Raw genomic sequence first — 16,798 nt, 5'->3', positions numbered from 1 at the left:
CTGCCGCCGGTGCAGAAAAGCCGCGGAATTGCGCGGTGGACCGCGTGCCCCACACAGATAACGTTCCGGTTAAGCGCGCGTCACGTCGCCGGCTGGGGGGCGTCGAGCTCCAGCCGATAGCCCATCCCGGGCTCGGTGATGAGGAAGCGCGGGGCGCTCGCGTCGCGCTCAAGCTTCTTGCGCAGCTGCGAAATGTAGAGCCGCAGGTACCCGGTGTCAGTGACGTGATCGGTGCCCCAGATGTGCGTGAGCAGTGTCTGCCGGGTCACCAGCCGGCCGGCGTTGCGGATCAGCAGGTCGATCATCTGCCACTCGGTGGGGGTGAGCCGGATCTGGCGACGGCCGCCGTGCGCGGTGTCGACGACGCTGCGCGCCGCGAGGTCGATCGTGACTTCGCCGAGCGCGACCGTGAGCTCGGGCACCGCCTCGGCCACGCCGCGCGGCAGCCGCCGCGTGAGCGCCCGGACACGGGCGAGCAGCTCCTCCACCGAGAACGGCTTCGTGAGGTAATCGTCGGCGCCGGCATCGAGCGCCTCAACCTTGTCGGCGGTCCCCGCGCGGCCGGACACCACGAGGATGGGCGCCTGCGACCATCCGCGAACGGCGTGGATCACCTCGACCCCGTCGAGGTTTGGCATCCCGAGGTCGAGCACCAGCAGCTCGGGGTGGTGGGTGATCGCGGCGGTAATCGCGGTCGCGCCGTCGATCGCGGTGAGGATCTCGTACCCCTGGGAGGTGAGCGTGATGCGCAGGGCGCGCAGGAGCTGCGGGTCGTCGTCGGCGATGAGGATCTTCACGGGCGGGCCTCCTCGGCGGTCGGGGTACTGGGTGACGGGCGCCGCGACGCCGCGGAGCCCGGCGGGACCGGCCCCGGAGCGGGCGCCGCGGGCAGCGAGACGACCATGGTGAGGCCGCCGCCCGGGGTGTCCTCCGGTTCAAGGGTGCCACCCATCGCCTCGACGAAGCCCTTCGACAGCGCGAGTCCGAGACCGAGTCCGGTGCCGTTGGCGGTATCGCCCAGCCGCTGGAACGGCACGAACACCTCGTCGCGCCGATCCGGCGGGATCCCTGGCCCGTGATCGACGACGCGCAGTTCGACACGATCGGCGAACGTGCTGGTGGCGATCAGCACGGTGCGCTCGGGCGGGGAGAAGCGCCGCGCGTTCGCGAGCAGGTTCACGAGCACGCGCTGAAGCAGTACCGGATCCGCGACCGCCTGCCGCTCGCCGTGCGCGAGCGCGAGCGACACCTCCGCCGGTCCGAGCGCGAGCTCATCGAGGGCCGGCCCCACCGCGTCCGCCGGATCGAGCGGTGCGGTCGCGATCGCGAGCGCACCGGCCTGCAGCCGACTCACGTCGAGCAGGTCGGTGACGAGCGCGGTCAGCGCACTCAGGCTCTCGTCGGCGGTCTCCAGGAGCGCGCGGCGATCGTCCTGGCTCAGCGCGGCACCGGCGGTGCGCAGCCCGCCCACGGCGGTCGTTGCGGCGGCGAGCGGGCGCCGCAGATCGTGGCTGAGCGCCGACAGGAGCGCCCCGCGCACCCGATCTGACGCCGCGATCGGAGCGATCTCGCTCGCCGTCTCCGCGAGGTGCTGGTGCTGCAGCGCCGCGTCGAGCTGCGCCGTGATCACCGCGAGCAGCCGCTGCTCCGACGCGGGGAGGTGCGCGCCGTAGAGTTCCAGCTCGGCGCGCTCGCCCACCGGAAGGCGCTGCGCGGCCTCGGCGTCGCAGCTGCCGGCCGCCGCGATCGTGGCGCCGTCCTCCACGAGGCGCGCGCCGGCGAGCGAGAACGCCTCGCGCACCCGGTCGACGAGCGCCTGCACGGCGCTGTCGCCGCGCAGCACGCTCCCGGCGACGGTCTGAATGAGCTCGGACTCCGCGGCGGCCCGCCTGGCGGCGCGCGCGGTGCGCGCGGCCCGGTCGACGACGAAGCTCACGAGCGCCGCGATGGTCATGTAGAGCAGCAGCGCCACCACGTGCAGCGGATCGGTGATGGTCACGGTGAACAGCGGCGCAATGAAGAGGTAGTCGAGCGTGATCCCCGACAGGACCGCGGCAAACAGTGCTGGCCAGAGCCCGCCGACGAGCGCGACGAGCACGACGAGGAGCTGGTAGCTGAGCACGTCGCCCGTGATCGATTCTGGGCTGCGCAGCGCGTAGAGCAGCCAGGTGAGGAGCGGGCCGCCGACGAGGGCGATGCCGAGGCCGGCGAGGCGGCGCCGCGCCGTGAGACCGCCCCCGAGCCGCGGCAGCGACCGGCTCGACCCCGCGGCGGCGTGCGTGACGATGTGCACGTCGATGTCGCCGGACTCCCGAATCACCGTCGCGCCGATCCCGGGCCCCGTGAGCGCGGTCGCAATCCTGCCGCGGCGGCTCGCGCCGAGCACGAGCTGCGTCGCGTTGTGCGAGCGCGCGAAGTCGACGAGCGCGTCCGGGACGTCGGAGCCGAGCACCTGGTGGTAGCTGCCGCCGAGCTGCTCGGCGAGCGCGCGCTGCTGCGCGAGGGCCGCGGGGCTGCCGCTGCGGAGCCCGTCGGGGCTGGTGACGTGCACGGCGACGAGCGCGCCGCCCGCCGCGCGCGCCGCGATCCGAGCGCCGCGGCGCAGCAGGGTCTCCCCCTCGGGGCCGCCCGTGAGCGCCACGACCACGCGCTCCCTGGCCTCCCAGGTGCGCTGAATCCCGTGCTCGCTGCGGTAGCTGGTGAGGGCCTGGTCCACCTCGTCGGCCAGCCACAGCAGCGCGAGCTCCCGCAGCGCCGTGAGGTTGCCCAGCCGGAAGTAGTTCGACAGCGCCGCGTCGATTCGCTCGGCCGGGTACACGACCCCGCCGGCCAGACGATCGCGCAGCGCCTGCGGGGCGAGGTCGATCACCTCGATCTGGTCGGCGCCGCGCAAGAACGCGTCCGGCACGGTCTCGCGCTGCGGCACCCCGGTGATCTGCTCCACCACGTCGTTCACCGAGGCGATGTGCTGCACGTTGAGGGTCGAGTACACGTCGATGCCCGCCTCGAGCAGCTCAGCGACGTCCTGCCACCGCTTCTCGTTGCGCGAGCCCGGCGCGTTGGTGTGCGCCAGCTCGTCGACGAGCGCGAGCGCCGGGCGGCGCGCGAGCAGCCCGGCGAGGTCGAGCTCGTCGAGCTCGACGCCGCGGTGGCCGACGGCGCGGCGCGGCAGTTCGGGGAGACCGGCCGTCATCGCGGCCGTGGCGGCCCGGCCGTGCGTCTCAACGATCCCGATCACCACGTCGGTGCCGGCGTCGGCGAGCCGGCGCCCCTCCTCCAGCATGGCGTAGGTTTTGCCCACGCCGGGGGCGGCGCCGAGCAGCACTCGCAGTCGCCCCCGCACGGTCATGCCGTCTCCTCTAGTTCGTCAAGCTCAAGGTTAAGCCGTAGAACGTTGACGCGCGCCTCGCCGAGCACCCCGAGGTCTGGGGCCTCCGTGCGAGCGGCGACAAGCTCGCTGACCACGGCGAGCGGCAGGCCGCGCGCCTCGGCGACCCGCGCCGCCTGCAGCCGGGCGTACGCGGGGCTGATGTGCGGGTCGAGGCCGGAGGCCGAGGCGGTGACCGCGTCGGCGGGCACCGCGTCCTCCGGCACCCCCTCGCGCGCGGCGATCTCGGCGCGGCGCTCGGCGATTGCCGCGACGAGCTCGGGGTGCTCAGGCCCCCAATTGGTGCCGGAGGACGCGGCCCCGTCGTAACCGGCCCCGGCGGCGGACGGGCGCGGCTGGAAGTACTCGGGCAGCGCGGCCCCGTCGCCGGCCGCGAACGACTGCCCGATCAGGGCGGAGCCGACGGGCTCCCCGGACGCCGCGGCGACGAGCGAGCCGTTCGCCTGCGCGGGGAGCAGCAGCTGGCCGATCCCGGTGACCAGCGCCGTGTAGCCGACGCCGAGCAGGAGCGTGCAAGCGAGGAGCGCCCGGGCCGCGACCCAGAGGGGCCGGCCGGCGGTGCGCGAAACTGCGGTCATGGTGTGTTCCTTGGTGAGTGAGTGAGTGAGTGAGTGAGCGAGCGGGTGGCCGAGCGAGGCCGGGCGGGCAGTTAGAACCCCGGGATCAGGCGCACGAGGAGGTCGATCAGCCAGATCCCGATGAACGGCGTGACGATTCCGCCGAGACCGTAGATCGCGAGGTTTCGGCCCAGCAGCTGGGCGGCGCTCGCCGGGCGGTAGCGGACCCCGCGCAGCGCGAGCGGCACCAGGAACACGATCACGATCGCGTTGAAGATCACCGCGGAGAGCACCGCGGAGGCCGGGGAGTGCAGCCCCATGACGTTGAGCACGGCCAGGCCGGGGAACGCCCCCATGAACAGCGCCGGGATGATGGCGAAGTACTTGGCGATGTCGTTGGCGATTGAGAACGTGGTGAGCGCGCCGCGGGTGATGAGCAGTTGCTTGCCGATCGCGACGATGTCGATGAGCTTGGTCGGGTCCGAGTCGAGGTCGACCATGTTGCCGGCCTCCTTCGCCGCCGAGGTGCCAGTGTTCATCGCCACCCCCACGTCCGCCTGCGCGAGCGCCGGGGCGTCGTTCGTGCCGTCACCGGTCATTGCGACGAGCCGTCCGCCGTCCTGTTCGCGCCGGATGTACCCGAGCTTGTCCTCGGGCGTCGCCTCGGCGAGGAAGTCGTCGACGCCCGCTTCCCGGGCGATCGCGGCGGCGGTGAGCGGGTTGTCCCCCGTGACCATGACGGTTCGGATCCCCATCGCGCGCAGCTCGCGGAAGCGCTCGGTGAGCCCCTCCTTCACCACGTCTTTCAGGTGGATCACGCCGAGCAGCCGCGCGGCGCCGGCGGCCCGCTTCTCCGCCACCACGAGCGGCGTGCCGCCCGACTGCGAGATCCGCTCCACCACCTCGCGCAACTCCGCAGCGGCGCCGGCGGGGAGCTGCGCCCCACCCTCCTCGAGCCAGGCAGCCACGGCCGAACCGGCTCCCTTGCGCAGCTGCGTCCCGTCGGGGAGGTCGAGTCCCGACATGCGGGTCTGTGCGGTGAACGGCACGACCACGGCGGTGGGGTCCGCCTCGAGCTGCACGCCGGCGAGGCGGGCGAAATCGACGATCGAGGTGCCCTCCGGAGTGGGATCGGCGAGTGACGACCGGGCCGCGGCCGCGGCGAACTCGGCCTCGGGCACCCCGCCCAGCGGTACGAACGCGCTGGCGCGGCGGTTGCCGTGGGTGATGGTGCCCGTCTTGTCGAGCAGCAGCGTGGTGACATCACCGGCGGCCTCAACCGCGCGGCCAGACATCGCGAGCACGTTGCGCTGCACGAGCCGGTCCATCCCGGCGATCCCGATTGCCGACAGCAGCGCGCCGATCGTGGTCGGGATGAGGCAGACGAGCAGCGCAACGAGCACGGTGATGCTCACGGGCGCCCCGGCGAACGACGCGATCGGTCCGAGCGTGAGCGCCACCGTGACGAACACGATCGACAGCGCGGCAAGCAGAATGTTCAGCGCGACCTCGTTTGGCGTGCGCTGGCGCGCTGCGCCCTCGACGAGCGCGATCATGCGGTCCACGAACGTCTCGCCCGGCTTCGCCGTGATTCGCACCACGACCCGGTCCGAGAGCACGCGCGTGCCGCCCGTCACCGCCGAGCGATCACCGCCCGACTCGCGCACCACGGGCGCTGACTCTCCCGTGATCGCCGACTCGTCGACCGAGGCGATCCCCCACACGATGTCGCCGTCGCCCGGGATCGGCTCCCCCGCGGTCACGACCACCACGTCGCCGAGGGTCAGCTCCGCCGAGGACACTGCCCTGAGCGTCGCCCGTTCGGCCGCGGGGTCGCCGGCCGGGTCGTAGTCGGCGACCAGGTGCGCGGTCGTGCTCGTGCGGGTTTGCCGCAGCGAGTCAGCCTGCGCCTTCCCCCGGCCCTCGGCGATCGACTCGGCGAGGTTCGCGAACACCACCGTGAGCCACAGCCACACGGCGATCGCCGCCGTGAACGATACGGGCACCGCGGAGCCACCAGACGCCTGCGGTCCGCCGAGGAACGGTTCGGCGACGGCGAGCGCGGTGGTCAGCGCGGCGCCGACCCAGACAATGAGCATCACCGGATTGCGCCACTGCGCGCGCGGGTGCAGCTTGCGCAACGCGTCCGGGAGCGCGGCGCGCACCTGGGCTGCGGTGAGTGTTTTGCGCGGCTTCGCCGCCGAGCGCACGGCTGCCGCCTGCTCCGCGGCCTCGCGGCGCGCCTGCTCGGGGGTGTGAGTGAGGGTGGACATGGTTACACGAGCCCTTCCGCCAGTGGACCCAGCGTGAGAATTGGAAAGAACACCAGCGCGGTGACGAGCACCGCGGTACCCGCCATGAGCCCGACGAACAGCGGCCGGTGCGTCTGCAGGGTGCCCGCAGTCGCCGGTACCGGCTCCTGGGCGGCGAGGGAGCCCGCAAGCGCGAGCACGAGCGCGATCGGGACAAAGCGCCCGAGCAGCATGGCGACGCCGATCGCCGCCGTAAACCACGGCGTGCTCGCGGTGAGCCCCGCGAACGCGGACCCGTTGTTGTTCGCGCCCGAGGCGAACGCATAGATCACCTCGGAGAGCCCGTGCGCCCCGGGGTTCAGGATCGATTCAGTCGCCACGCTCTCGCGCACGCCGGGGAGCGCGAAGCTCAGCGCCACACCGACGAGCACCAGCACGGGCATGACGAGAATATAGAGGCTCGCCAGCTTCATCTCGCGCGGTCCGATCTTTTTCCCCAGGTATTCGGGCGTGCGGCCCACCAGGAGTCCGGCGATAAACACCGCGATAATCGCGATGATGAGCATGCCGTACAGTCCCGAGCCCACGCCGCCCGGCGCGATCTCACCGAGCATCATGTTGAGCATCGGCACCATCCCGCCAAGCGCGGTGAACGAGTCGTGCATTGAATTGACCGCGCCCGTCGAGGTGAGTGTCGAAGCCGAGCCGAAGATCGCGGAGCCGACCACGCCGAAGCGCAGCTCCTTGCCCTCGAGCGCTCCGCCGGCGAGTTCCGGCGCCGTGCCGGCGCCCGCGAGCTCGATCGCGGTGAGCGCGGTCACCGAGACGAGGGCGATGAGGGCCATCACGGCGAGCACCGCGTACCCCTGCCGCCGGTCCCCCACCATGCGGCCGAGGGTGCGTGGCAGGGCGAACGGGATGAGCAGGATCAGCAGGATCTGCACCGCGTTGGTCCAGCCGGTCGGGTTCTCGAACGGGTGCGCGGAGTTGGCGTTGAAGAAGCCGCCGCCGTTCGTGCCGAGCAGCTTGATCGCCTCCTGCGACGCCACGGGCCCGCCGGGGATCACCTGCGTCCCGCCGGCCAGCGTGCGCAGCTCAGTGAACCCCGCGAAGTTCTGCACCGCGCCCCCGGCGATCAGCACGACCGCGCCGAGGAGCGAGATGGGGAGCAGGATCCGAAATGAGCCGCGGATCAGGTCGACCCAGAAGTTGCCGATCGTGGCGGACCGCCGGGCGGCGATGCCGCGCACGAGCGCGATCGCGACCGCGATGCCGACCGCCGCCGACACGAAGTTCTGCACCGCGAGGCCCGCGAGCTGCACCGTGGCACCCACGGTCGCCTCCGGCGCGTACGCCTGCCAGTTCGTGTTCGCCACGAACGAGATCGCGGTGTTGAACGCGACCCCCTCCGGCACCGCGGGGAGCCCGAGCGCGCCGGGCAGCCACTGCTGCGTGCGCTGCAGCAGGTAGAGGACGAGCACGCCGACGAGCGAGAAGGCGAGCACCGCGCGCAGGTACGCCTGCCAGGACTGCTCGCGCTGCGGATCGACCCCGATCACGCGGTACAGCGCGCGCTCAGCGGCCCAGTCCCGGCGGCTGGTGTAGACCCAGGCGATGTAGTCGCCGAGCGGGCGGTGCGTCACGGCGAGAACGAGCACGATGGTGGCCAGCGTGACGAGAAAGCTGACCCAGGGCATCAGAAGCGCTCCGGCTTCACGAGCGCGAACACCAGGTACGCGACGGCGGCGAGGCCGAGCAGCGCGGCGGCGGTTTCGAAGACGATCACAGCCGCTCCACCGCCTTCCCGATCAGCGCGACGATGGCGAAGAGGGCGAGCGCGCCGAGGATGTAGGCGACGTCGAGCACGAGGAGCTCCGTTCAGAGAACCACCGCGGGGCTGCCGCGGGGCGCCCGGGAGGGGCACCGCAGCAAGTGCACCACGCGGGGTACCCGGGCGGGAGGGCCCCTCACGGGATCCGTGCGGGCGGCGGCGCTGCGAGCCGCAATCCTTACGGTTTGCTCACACCAGCGCCGCGCGCACCAACGCCAGCGGGCGGCGCCCCCGAGGGAGCGCCGCCCGCTGGCGTGACCAGATCCGGGCTAGGCCGCGTCGCCGCGGCGGCGCGCGCGCAGCACGAGGAGCGCAGCGCCGAGCAGCGCGAGCGCGCCAGCTCCCAGCAGCCAGGCCGTGGGGGCCGCGCCGCCGGTGGTCGGGAGGCCCGTGCCGCCCGGCGTTCCCGGAGTGCCGGGGGTACCCGGCCCGGGCGGCGTCGCGGCGAACTCGTTGACCACGGTGACCTGGGCCGCAGCCCCGGCCGCAACGGTCACGGTGCCGACCGTGGCGTCTCCGGTGTTCGGCGTGATCGTGACGCTCTCGGCGCCGCCGGTCTTCGTCTCACGCAGCTCGCAGGCCGCGCCAACGGGCAGCTGCTCGTAGCTCGCGGTGAGCCCGTCCGCCCGAGAGAGCTCGCGGGTTGCGCCGCCCGGGACCTCGATCTCGGTGGGGGTGCCGTCGCGGTCGATCGAGCAGGCAAGCGCCACCGTGAACACCCGGTCAGCCGCGAGGCTCGCGCCGGCGCCCGTGATCTCCTTCGTCACCGTGATGGCCCCGATGTCGAAGGTGTTGATCACGCGCAGCGCGACCGTGTCGCCCGCTCCCACGGTAACCGGCCCGGAGACCGGGTCGCCCGCCGCGTCGACGATCTCACTGGCGGTTGCGCCACCGGTGGTCGTCTCCGTGAGCTCGCACTCGGCACCGGCCGGCAGGCCGGTGTAGTCAGCTTCGAGGCCGCCGGCGCTCGTGAGCGCGCGCTCCGCGCCGCCCGGTACGTCGACCGGGGCGCCGCCGATGGTGCAGGCGAGGCTCACCTCGAACGGACCGGCGCCCCAAAGCTCGGCGCCAGCGCCCGTGATCTCCTTGGTCACGTGCAGCGCGCCAGCGTCGTACGTGTTGACTGCGGTGAACGCCACCGGGAACTCCTGCGGGCCCACCGCGATGGGCTCCTCCGAAGTGTCGGGGGTGAGCGTGGAGCTGGTCGCCCCACCCGTCCCCGTCTCGGTTACGGAGCAGCTTGCGCCGTACGGCAGCGTGTCGATCAGCTTCGAGGTGCCCGCGACCGCGTCGCCCTTGGTGAGCTCAACCGTGCCGTCCCACACGGGCGCGCCGTCGAGGATGCAGAGCACCGAGAACGTGAACACGGTGTCGTCGGACACCGCGGCCGCGCCGTCTCCGGTCACCTGCTTCTCAATGCTGATCGCACCAAGCGGGAAATCGTTCTGCAGCACGAGCGACAGGTCAGACTCGTCCGAGACGAGCGTGAACGACCACGACCCATCTTCGTTGGGGGCGAGCGCGCTGCCGTCGAGCGTCAGTGAAGCACGCGCGCCCTTCGCGTCATCCTCGGTCAGCGTGCACTCAGCGCCCACCGGCAGCTGGTCAACCAGCCAGGCGGTGCCGCCCGCGGTGAGCTCCGCCTGCGCCGGGTCGAGCGGGAGCTCCTCACCGAGGAACGTGCAGACCGCAGAGACGGGGAACGACCCGTAGTCGACCGGGTCACCGTCCTGGTTCGTCGCACCGGTCACGGCCTTCGCCACCTGGAACGACCCCACCTCGTAGGTGTTCGTCAGTGTCGCCAGGGGCACCGGATCCCCGTCGCGCCCGATCGTCACCGGATCACCGGAGACGGAGCTCGTCTCGCCGTTGGCACCGGCAACGTCAGCCACGGTGCACTTCGCGCCCCACGGGAACTGCTCGTCGAGCGTCACCGGTTCGCCGGCGGGCACCGTCACGGTGACGGGATCGAGCTGCTCGCTCAGGCCCGAGCCGTCGGGCGCCTCAACGGTGCAGAGCACCTCGAGCTCAAACTCGTCCGGCGCGAACTCTGCGCCGGAGCCAGCGACCGTCTTCTGCACGGCCAGCGGACCGGTCGCGAGCGCGACGCCGACGCGGAGCCCCTCGGTGGGGATCACGCTCGACTTCGTGCGGCCGTCGGACGTGACCGTCTGGGCCCCCACAGCGACCGAGTTCCACGCAACCGTGTCGGCGGTCATCTTGCTCGACTGCGCGGGGGTACGCGTCTCGAAGGTGTACGCAAGCCGCTCGCCCGGCGCCAGCGGCGCCGCGGAGAAGTCGAACACCGTCTTTACGTGGCGCACCGTGGTCGGATCCACATCGGCGGTCAGCGGGAGCCAGAAGCCGGCGCACTGCTGCTCCGTCGGCTTGAGGTCAGCGGTGCACGCGGCCCCGTCCGAGCTCGAGTAGAACAGCTCGAACGGCACGCTGTCGCGGTACGCCTCGCCGTCCGGCCCGGTGGCCGTGACGAGCTCGGTGTTGCCGATCCAGCTGGGCTGCCACTGCGACTGCCGGGGCAGGAGCACAAGCGCGCCCTGGTCGTCGACCTTCGGGAGCGAGTCGATCGTCACGACCTTCTCCATGGCGAGCGTTCCGGTGTTCTGCAGCTCCTCGCGCCAGGTCTCGACGCCGAGCGGCTTCGTGATCGGCACGCAGTTGCTCACGGAGTAGCCGGAGGCCGCGTCGCCAAACTGCGGCACGCAGGTGCGGCCCGAGTTCGGGTTGGGCACGTCGGCGAGCCCCAGCTCGGTGTCGTTGGCGCGCACGTACTTCTTGCCGCGCAGGGCTCCCGACTCGGTGGGGTACACGGAGGTGTCCGCGAAGCAGTCGCGCACCTCAACGTCTGCCTCGAAGTTGCAGCCGTTGAACACCTGGTCGCTCGTCACGCCGAAGCGGTTCGTGAGCTCGTTCTCCGAACCGGCGAGCACGCCGGGCCGGAACATCATGTTCACCGTGACGGTGTACGACTCCTGCGGGTACAGCACCGTGTTGTCCGGGAACCGGAACTCAATCGCGGCCGGGTCCGAGCCGTCGGTGATCGGGTTCATGCTCTCGTCGAGGTAGGTGACCGTGACCTTGCTGGGGTCGATGGGCATCGGGCTCAGGTTGTCGCTCAGCTCATTGCTGAGCTCGTAGCTGAAACGCTTGTCCACGTCCATGTCCGGGTCGAACACCAGCTGCGGCTTGCCGTTCGCCATGGGCAGGTAGTCAAGAATCACCGGATCGGCGATCGCCAGCTCCTCGTTCTCGCTCGCGACCGTCGAGCGCTTGGCCGTGTTCGTGGTCTTCAGCTTGAACGGGATCACCGCGCCCGGCTGCTGCGCGCCGACGGGCGTCTTCTCGACCGCCACCTCGATGCCCTCGGCCAGGTAGGTCACGCGCGCGCTCGCGTCGTCGGAGACCACGAGCGGCAGCGGATCGTCGGAGCCCTCGACGGGCAGCTTCACGAAGCTCTCGGCATCGGCATCGACGGTGTTCGTGAACAGGCCGCCGGGCGCCAGCACTGACTCTCCCGGCGCGCTAATCGCGGCGTTCGAGTCGGGGACCGGCTCGCTCGGGTCTGAGACGAGGTACGCACGGCGCTTCACATCAAGCGAGATCTTCGCCTGTGGGTTCGCGGGGTTCTCGAACGCGAGCTCCCCGCCGGAGCCGTCCACGCGGGTGTACGTGAGACGAATGCCACGGATCTTGTCGTAGTCACCCGCGGGGATGAGCGCGAGCAGCGTCGCCGCAGCGTTCTCGATCTTGCCGCCGCTCACGGCGACCGGCGCGGCCGTTCCCGGCACCCACCCGTCCCCGTCCGGCGTGCTGGCGTCCGGGGTGAAATCGAGCCGGTTCCCGGGCAGGTTGCCAGTGAAATCGCCGTACAGCACCTCTGCCTGCACCCGGTTGATCGGAGTGGCGACCGCGAGGGTGTCCTCGGAGAACCCGACGAAGCGGTACGCGTTCCAGAAGCTCTTCGCCGAGGCCTCTCCCGCGACCCGGTTCTCACCGGAGTCGGTGACCACGAGCTTCGAGCTGCGCGCGGTCCCGGACGGGCGCGCGGTGAGATCCATGCGGATCGGCTCCCACTGCTCGGCCGTGTGCTCCGCGTCACCGGGCAGCCACTCGACGCGCTGATGGTCGGGAGTGAAGCTCTTTGTGGTCGCAACCGCGAGGTCGAACGTGTCGAGCTGGATCTGCGCGCCGGCGTCCTCGTCGACGGAGTGCTCTTGCGCGAGCCCCACCAGGTCGGACACGGTGCCGGTCGCCTCGTTCTTGATCGGCGAGTCGACGACCGAGACGGCCGTGCTCGGGTCGCTGCGGTGAGTCTTGCGCAGCTGGAAGTCGAGCTGCAGCGTTGCCTTCGCGTCCGACTCGATGCGGCCGAAGTGGTGGAGCTCGACCTTCACCACGTCGGCGAGCTCGCTCGCGCTGAGCGCCGTCGCGGCGCTCGGCGTCACGGTGGCGCTCGTGCCGTCGCTCTTGGTGAGTACCACGGTCGTGCTGGCCGGATCGGCCCCGGCCACGGCGTTCGGCACGCTCACGATTCGGTACAGGTTGAAGATCTCGAACGGGCTCGCCTTGCCGTCGCCCGGTTCAGCGATCGACAGCTCGTCCACCTTCTGCAGCGAGGTATTCGTCGCCGTGATGGTGGCGCGGCTCGTGGGGTACGAGGTCTCGGGAACGTCGGCCGGGGGGACGCCCAGCGGGCCACCGGTCCAGCCCTTGTTCACGCTCACGCCGAGCGGGCGCGGAACAATCGTAATGTCGTCGTCGTCCTGATCGTTCTGCACATCACCGCCGGGCTGGGAGCCCGTCGCGCTGCCCCAGTTCTTCACCAGGCCCTCCTGGCCCGCAACGTTGAACACCTCGCTGGCGATCACCGCGGTGCCCGGGTCGCTGCGGCGCACATCGCGCAGCTCCCACTCGAGGTCGATCTTGCGGTCGCGGTTCGCCGACTTGGTGATACCGCTGCCGATCGCGGGGGCCCCGGCGCCGGTGCGGCCGGCCGGGTTCTCCTCGAACACGAGCCGCACGGCGGTGGCGTCGCGCTGCTCGGATGCGGTGAGCGCAATGTCGGTCATCGTCTGCGTGTAGGGCAGGCCCGTCGCGTTGGTCGCCGGCACCCAGGCGCCGCCGATCCACAGGTCAATTGCCGCGATGCGGTCCCAGCCGGCAACGAACGCCGCGTCCTCGGTGACCGCCTTGATCGCGACGAGATCGAAGGCCTCGAAGCTGGTCTGCGCGACCGGGTCGATCGGGCCCGCGGCCACGTTCGTTCCCAGGCGCGTGTCCGCGATCGTCATGCGGTCGAAGGTGAGGCCATCGGTGGCCCAGTGGAGGCGCGTGGTGGCGTGGTCGCCCGAGCGCTGCACGATCTGCGCGGGGTTCCCCGCACCCTCCCACGACTTCCAGAACAGGTCGTACTCACCGGGGGTGGGGGCCTTCACCGTGACGCTGTCGCAGGCCGGAGCATCGGTCTGGTCGTCGGCGACGGGGGTGCCCCCGATCTCTGCCACGCCGGACGCCGAGGCGCAGTTGGCGATGTCGATCGGGTCGGACCCGACCGGGCGGCTCTCGGTAAGCGTCGCGGTGAAGCTGGGGTTCACGTTGAACTCGCCAACCTCGTGCGGCTCGAAGCCGGGGTTCGGGTTCTCGAATACGAACTGAATGCCGCCGATCTTGTCGAGAATGTCGGCGGGGAGTTCCTGGTTCACGGTGCCGGTCAGCCCGTCGAAGCCGGGGATCACCTTCCACTCGTTCGCCTCGGTGTCCCAGTAGCGGACGGTGAGCGTGGCGCCCGCGGGCACGTCGGTGTTGGTGATCGCCTGCGGCGTGAACGCGTCCCAGAAACCGGAATTCGCGGGGGCGCTGTCCGGGTTCGCCGGGTCGCTCAGCTCGGGGTCGCTCACCACGATCTCCGTGGCGGGAACGTTTGACCCGGGCTTCACGACGGTGGTCGGCAGCTGCACGAGCACGCCCTCACCCTCGAAGCCCCAGATCTCCTCCGGACTCAGCTTCTTCTCGGTGACGATCTCGAGCTTCTTCTCGTCGAAGGAGACGGTGTCGTCGGCCTCGTCGGTCGCGCTGTCGCCGTCCTTGACGCCCTCGACCCCCACCACGTTCGTGTGCGAGGACCCGGCCGTGGCCTGATCGTTCGCCTCGGCGGTGAACTGGATCTCCGTTGAGCCACCCGGCGTGATCGGTCCGGTGAAGTCGGCGGTGAAATACTGCAGCGAGCCGAAGTCGCCCGGCAGCGCGGGGTAGGCGCCGCCATCGGTCAGCGTGACCGGGCCGAACGTCTGCTCGGCCCCGTTCGTGTCGAGGTAGACGATGGTGATTGTGCCGGCGGTGGCCGCGTTCGGGAACTGCACGCTTCCGGTGAAGCCCGTGAAGTCGAGCTCCTCCGCGAAGGTGTTCGGCGCAACCGGCTCGCGCACGCTGAGCGTGTCGAGATCGGTGAGGCTGTTGTTCGTGCCCGTGAGCGTGACCGTGGTTTCCTGGCCCTCAATCAGCACGTTCGGATCGAACTGTTTCGTCGCTCCGACCGAAATCGGCTCGGTGACGATCGTGTAGTCGTCGGAGTCGCCCGCGGTGTCAGTCTCCTCGCCGAGCGCGACCTCGCTCTCGACGGTGTTGTGCACGGTGACGCTCTCCTCGAGGTCGGCGACACCGGGCCGCTGCTCGAGGTTGAGCACGAAGCCGCCGCCGGCGCCGGCGGGAATCTTCGACCCATCTGCGGCGGTGAACGTGACCCGCACGCCCTTCGCGTCGCCGCTCGGGGCGGGCGGGACGGAGCCGGCGGGAACCTCGACCGCGACCCAGGCGCCGTCGATGAAGTACTCAACGGTCGCGGTGTCGGCGCCGTCGGGGAAGGTGAGCGCGTCGAAGCCCGTGATCTCGAGCCACTCGAACGGATTTGGGCTCGCGTTCGGGTCTGCCGGATCCGTGAGGGTCAGCGTGTCGACGCCCGCGTTTGATGCGTTCGAGCCGTCAACGGTGAGCTGCACCGGGGTGCCGGGGTTCGCCTGGCCTACCTTGGGGCTGTACTCCTTGGTCACCTCAGTGCCGAGCTTGAGCTCGACGTTTGGGGTCACGGCGACCTGGTCAGAGACCTCGCCCGCGTTCTCCGCATTGGCGACCGCGGTGTTGACGATCGGCGTGCCGTTCGCCTCGTGCGGCAGGTCCTCGCGGAGCCGCACCTGGATCGTGATGACCGCGTCGGCGTTCTCGAGCAGGCCGACGGTGCCGTCCCCGAGGTCGTCGGTGAACTCGATGGTGACCTGGTTGCCGTCAACGGTGGGCGGGAGTGAGGTCGCGTTCGTGACCGTCACGCTGCCCGGCACGATCTCGAACTCGGCCGGGATGAGGTCTGAGAGCGTGGCGCCGCGGCACCCGAGGTCGCTGATGGAGGAACAGCCCACCTCGATGCGATACTCCATGGTCTCGCCGGGGGCGAGCGTCTCCTCGGAGGCAAACTTGTGCACCTCAAGGAGCGCGGTGTCCTCCGCGGCCACAGCCGCCTGAGGCGCAGCAACCGCCAAGCCGAGCGCGAGGGCAGCCCCCAGCGCCAGCGCGATCCCCCGCAGTCCTGACTTCTTTACATCCCGAAAGCGCCCCACGCTACATCCCATCATCGGTGTCGCACACCCCCACATGCTAAACGCGGCAGTGCGATGTGCTCCAAGGATATGCGATGTGCACGTGTTGCGCATCACCTGTGTGTTTCTTCCGTCACACTTTGGCATCAGGGCGGCTGGCACGCGGCGCGGCGCGCCGCGGCGCGTGGCGAGGCGCCGCGACTGGCGCCCACACGCACGCGAGGGGGCCCACGCGCTCGGCGTGGACCCCCTCGGTCAGCGGCGGGTGTGTGTCACCCGCGCGCCCCGCGGTTCGCGGTTAGGCGTGCCGCGCCTTCCGGCGGCGGCCCTGCAGCAGCAGCGCGCCAGCGCCGAGCAGCAGCAGCGCGACGCCGCCAGCGGCGAAGCCCCACTCGAACGAGCCGCCCGTGACGGGCAGGCCGCCCAGGGTCACGGCGTCGGTCGGGTGCCCCGGCGTACCCTCCGGATCCGGGCTGCCGGGCGTGCCCGGGGTCGGCTTCTCGGGCTTGGGGCCCGGGTCGACCGGCGTATCGAGCACGATCACGCCGGCGTCCCACGTCGGGTCGATCCCCTGGGTCGCCGTGATGCCACCGACCAGATCCGAGTACTCGTAGTCGAGCGTCAGATCGGGGTTGGTGTCGTCGAGGGTGATCCAGGTGCTGAAGCCGTTCTTCCCGGCGTTCGAGTCGAGTGCGGTGTTGCCGCCGCCCGTCTTGGTGAAGCTGTAGATCTTCGCCTGCGCCGGGGTGAGCTCGAACTGTACGCGGTACGTGCCTGCGCGCAGCTCGTCGAACACGTAGAGGCCGTTCGCATCGGTCTTCGTCTCCGCGATCTGCGTGCCGTTCGCGTCGAAGAGTCGCACGATCACGCCCTTCAGCGTGTACTCGGTGTCGCCCTGGAGCCCGTCCTTGTTCGTGTCGATCCACACCACGTCGCCGATCGCGTACGTCTTCGGGGTGAACCCGAAGTCGAGCGTCGGGTCGCGATCCCCGTCATTGACGAGATCGTCACGCGACACCGCCACCCACTCCGAAGAGTCAGTTGCACGGTCATCGCCGGCCTCGGTCGTCGTGGGGATCAGGCCCTCAAGCGCTGCAAGCGTGCCCTCGTCCTCGCGATCGATCGACACCGTGTAGGTCTCGCCCGGCTGGAGCGCCGGCAGATCG

The 16,798-nt window shown here is 70.9% G+C and carries 8 protein-coding genes; all 8 read right to left on the bottom strand.

Features of this window, described 5'->3' with window-relative positions; all coding sequences use genetic code 11:
• Positions 1-80 precede the first annotated feature (80 nt).
• Positions 81-797, bottom strand: coding sequence for a response regulator (locus tag EV139_RS06065; protein WP_130453404.1), 717 nt, complete (start codon positions 795-797; stop codon positions 81-83).
• Positions 794-3,349 carry a sensor histidine kinase gene (locus EV139_RS06060; RefSeq protein ID WP_130453403.1) on the bottom strand — a complete coding sequence of 852 codons (2,556 nt, stop codon included), beginning with the start codon at positions 3,347-3,349 and terminating at the stop codon, positions 794-796. The genes EV139_RS06065 and EV139_RS06060 overlap by 4 nt, the downstream gene beginning before the upstream one ends.
• Positions 3,346-3,966, bottom strand: a complete 621-nt coding sequence (gene kdpC, locus EV139_RS06055; protein ID WP_130453402.1) for a potassium-transporting ATPase subunit KdpC — start codon at positions 3,964-3,966, stop codon at positions 3,346-3,348. Before kdpC ends, EV139_RS06060 begins: the two co-directional genes overlap by 4 nt.
• Before the next feature lie 71 nt (positions 3,967-4,037).
• Entirely contained in the window at positions 4,038-6,218 is a 2,181-nt protein-coding gene (kdpB, locus tag EV139_RS06050; RefSeq protein ID WP_130453401.1) for a potassium-transporting ATPase subunit KdpB, read from the bottom strand.
• Between the two features lie 2 nt (positions 6,219-6,220).
• Positions 6,221-7,894 (bottom strand): potassium-transporting ATPase subunit KdpA, encoded by a 1,674-nt coding sequence (gene kdpA / locus EV139_RS06045; RefSeq protein WP_130453400.1) that lies wholly within the window; start codon positions 7,892-7,894, stop codon positions 6,221-6,223.
• Entirely contained in the window at positions 7,894-7,983 is a 90-nt protein-coding gene (locus EV139_RS06040) for a potassium-transporting ATPase subunit F (RefSeq protein ID WP_130453399.1), read from the bottom strand. The genes kdpA and EV139_RS06040 overlap by 1 nt, the downstream gene beginning before the upstream one ends.
• Before the next feature lie 314 nt (positions 7,984-8,297).
• Positions 8,298-15,653 (bottom strand): DUF5979 domain-containing protein, encoded by a 7,356-nt coding sequence (locus EV139_RS06035; RefSeq protein ID WP_130453398.1) that lies wholly within the window; start codon positions 15,651-15,653, stop codon positions 8,298-8,300.
• A 277-nt stretch (positions 15,654-15,930) separates the two neighbouring features.
• Positions 15,931-16,798, bottom strand: an 868-nt coding sequence (locus tag EV139_RS06030; protein WP_198677467.1) for an SdrD B-like domain-containing protein, incomplete at its 5' end; no start/stop codon positions are given.

Source organism: Leucobacter luti (assembly GCF_004217175.1).
Classification (GTDB): domain Bacteria; phylum Actinomycetota; class Actinomycetes; order Actinomycetales; family Microbacteriaceae; genus Leucobacter; species Leucobacter luti.
The sequence above is the reverse complement of the archived record's forward strand: the minus strand, read 5'-3'. Positions and strand labels throughout refer to the sequence as shown.

Bases quoted from the DNA above. Each gene is read 5' to 3' on its own strand.
- EV139_RS06060 (WP_130453403.1), bottom strand. From the start codon at position 3,349: ATGACCGTGCGGGGGCGACTGCGAGTGCTGCTCGGCGCCGCCCCCGGC.
- kdpC (WP_130453402.1), bottom strand. From the start codon at position 3,966: ATGACCGCAGTTTCGCGCACCGCCGGCCGGCCCCTCTGGGTCGCGGCC.
- kdpB (WP_130453401.1), bottom strand. From the start codon at position 6,218: ATGTCCACCCTCACTCACACCCCCGAGCAGGCGCGCCGCGAGGCCGCG.
- kdpA (WP_130453400.1), bottom strand. From the start codon at position 7,894: ATGCCCTGGGTCAGCTTTCTCGTCACGCTGGCCACCATCGTGCTCGTT.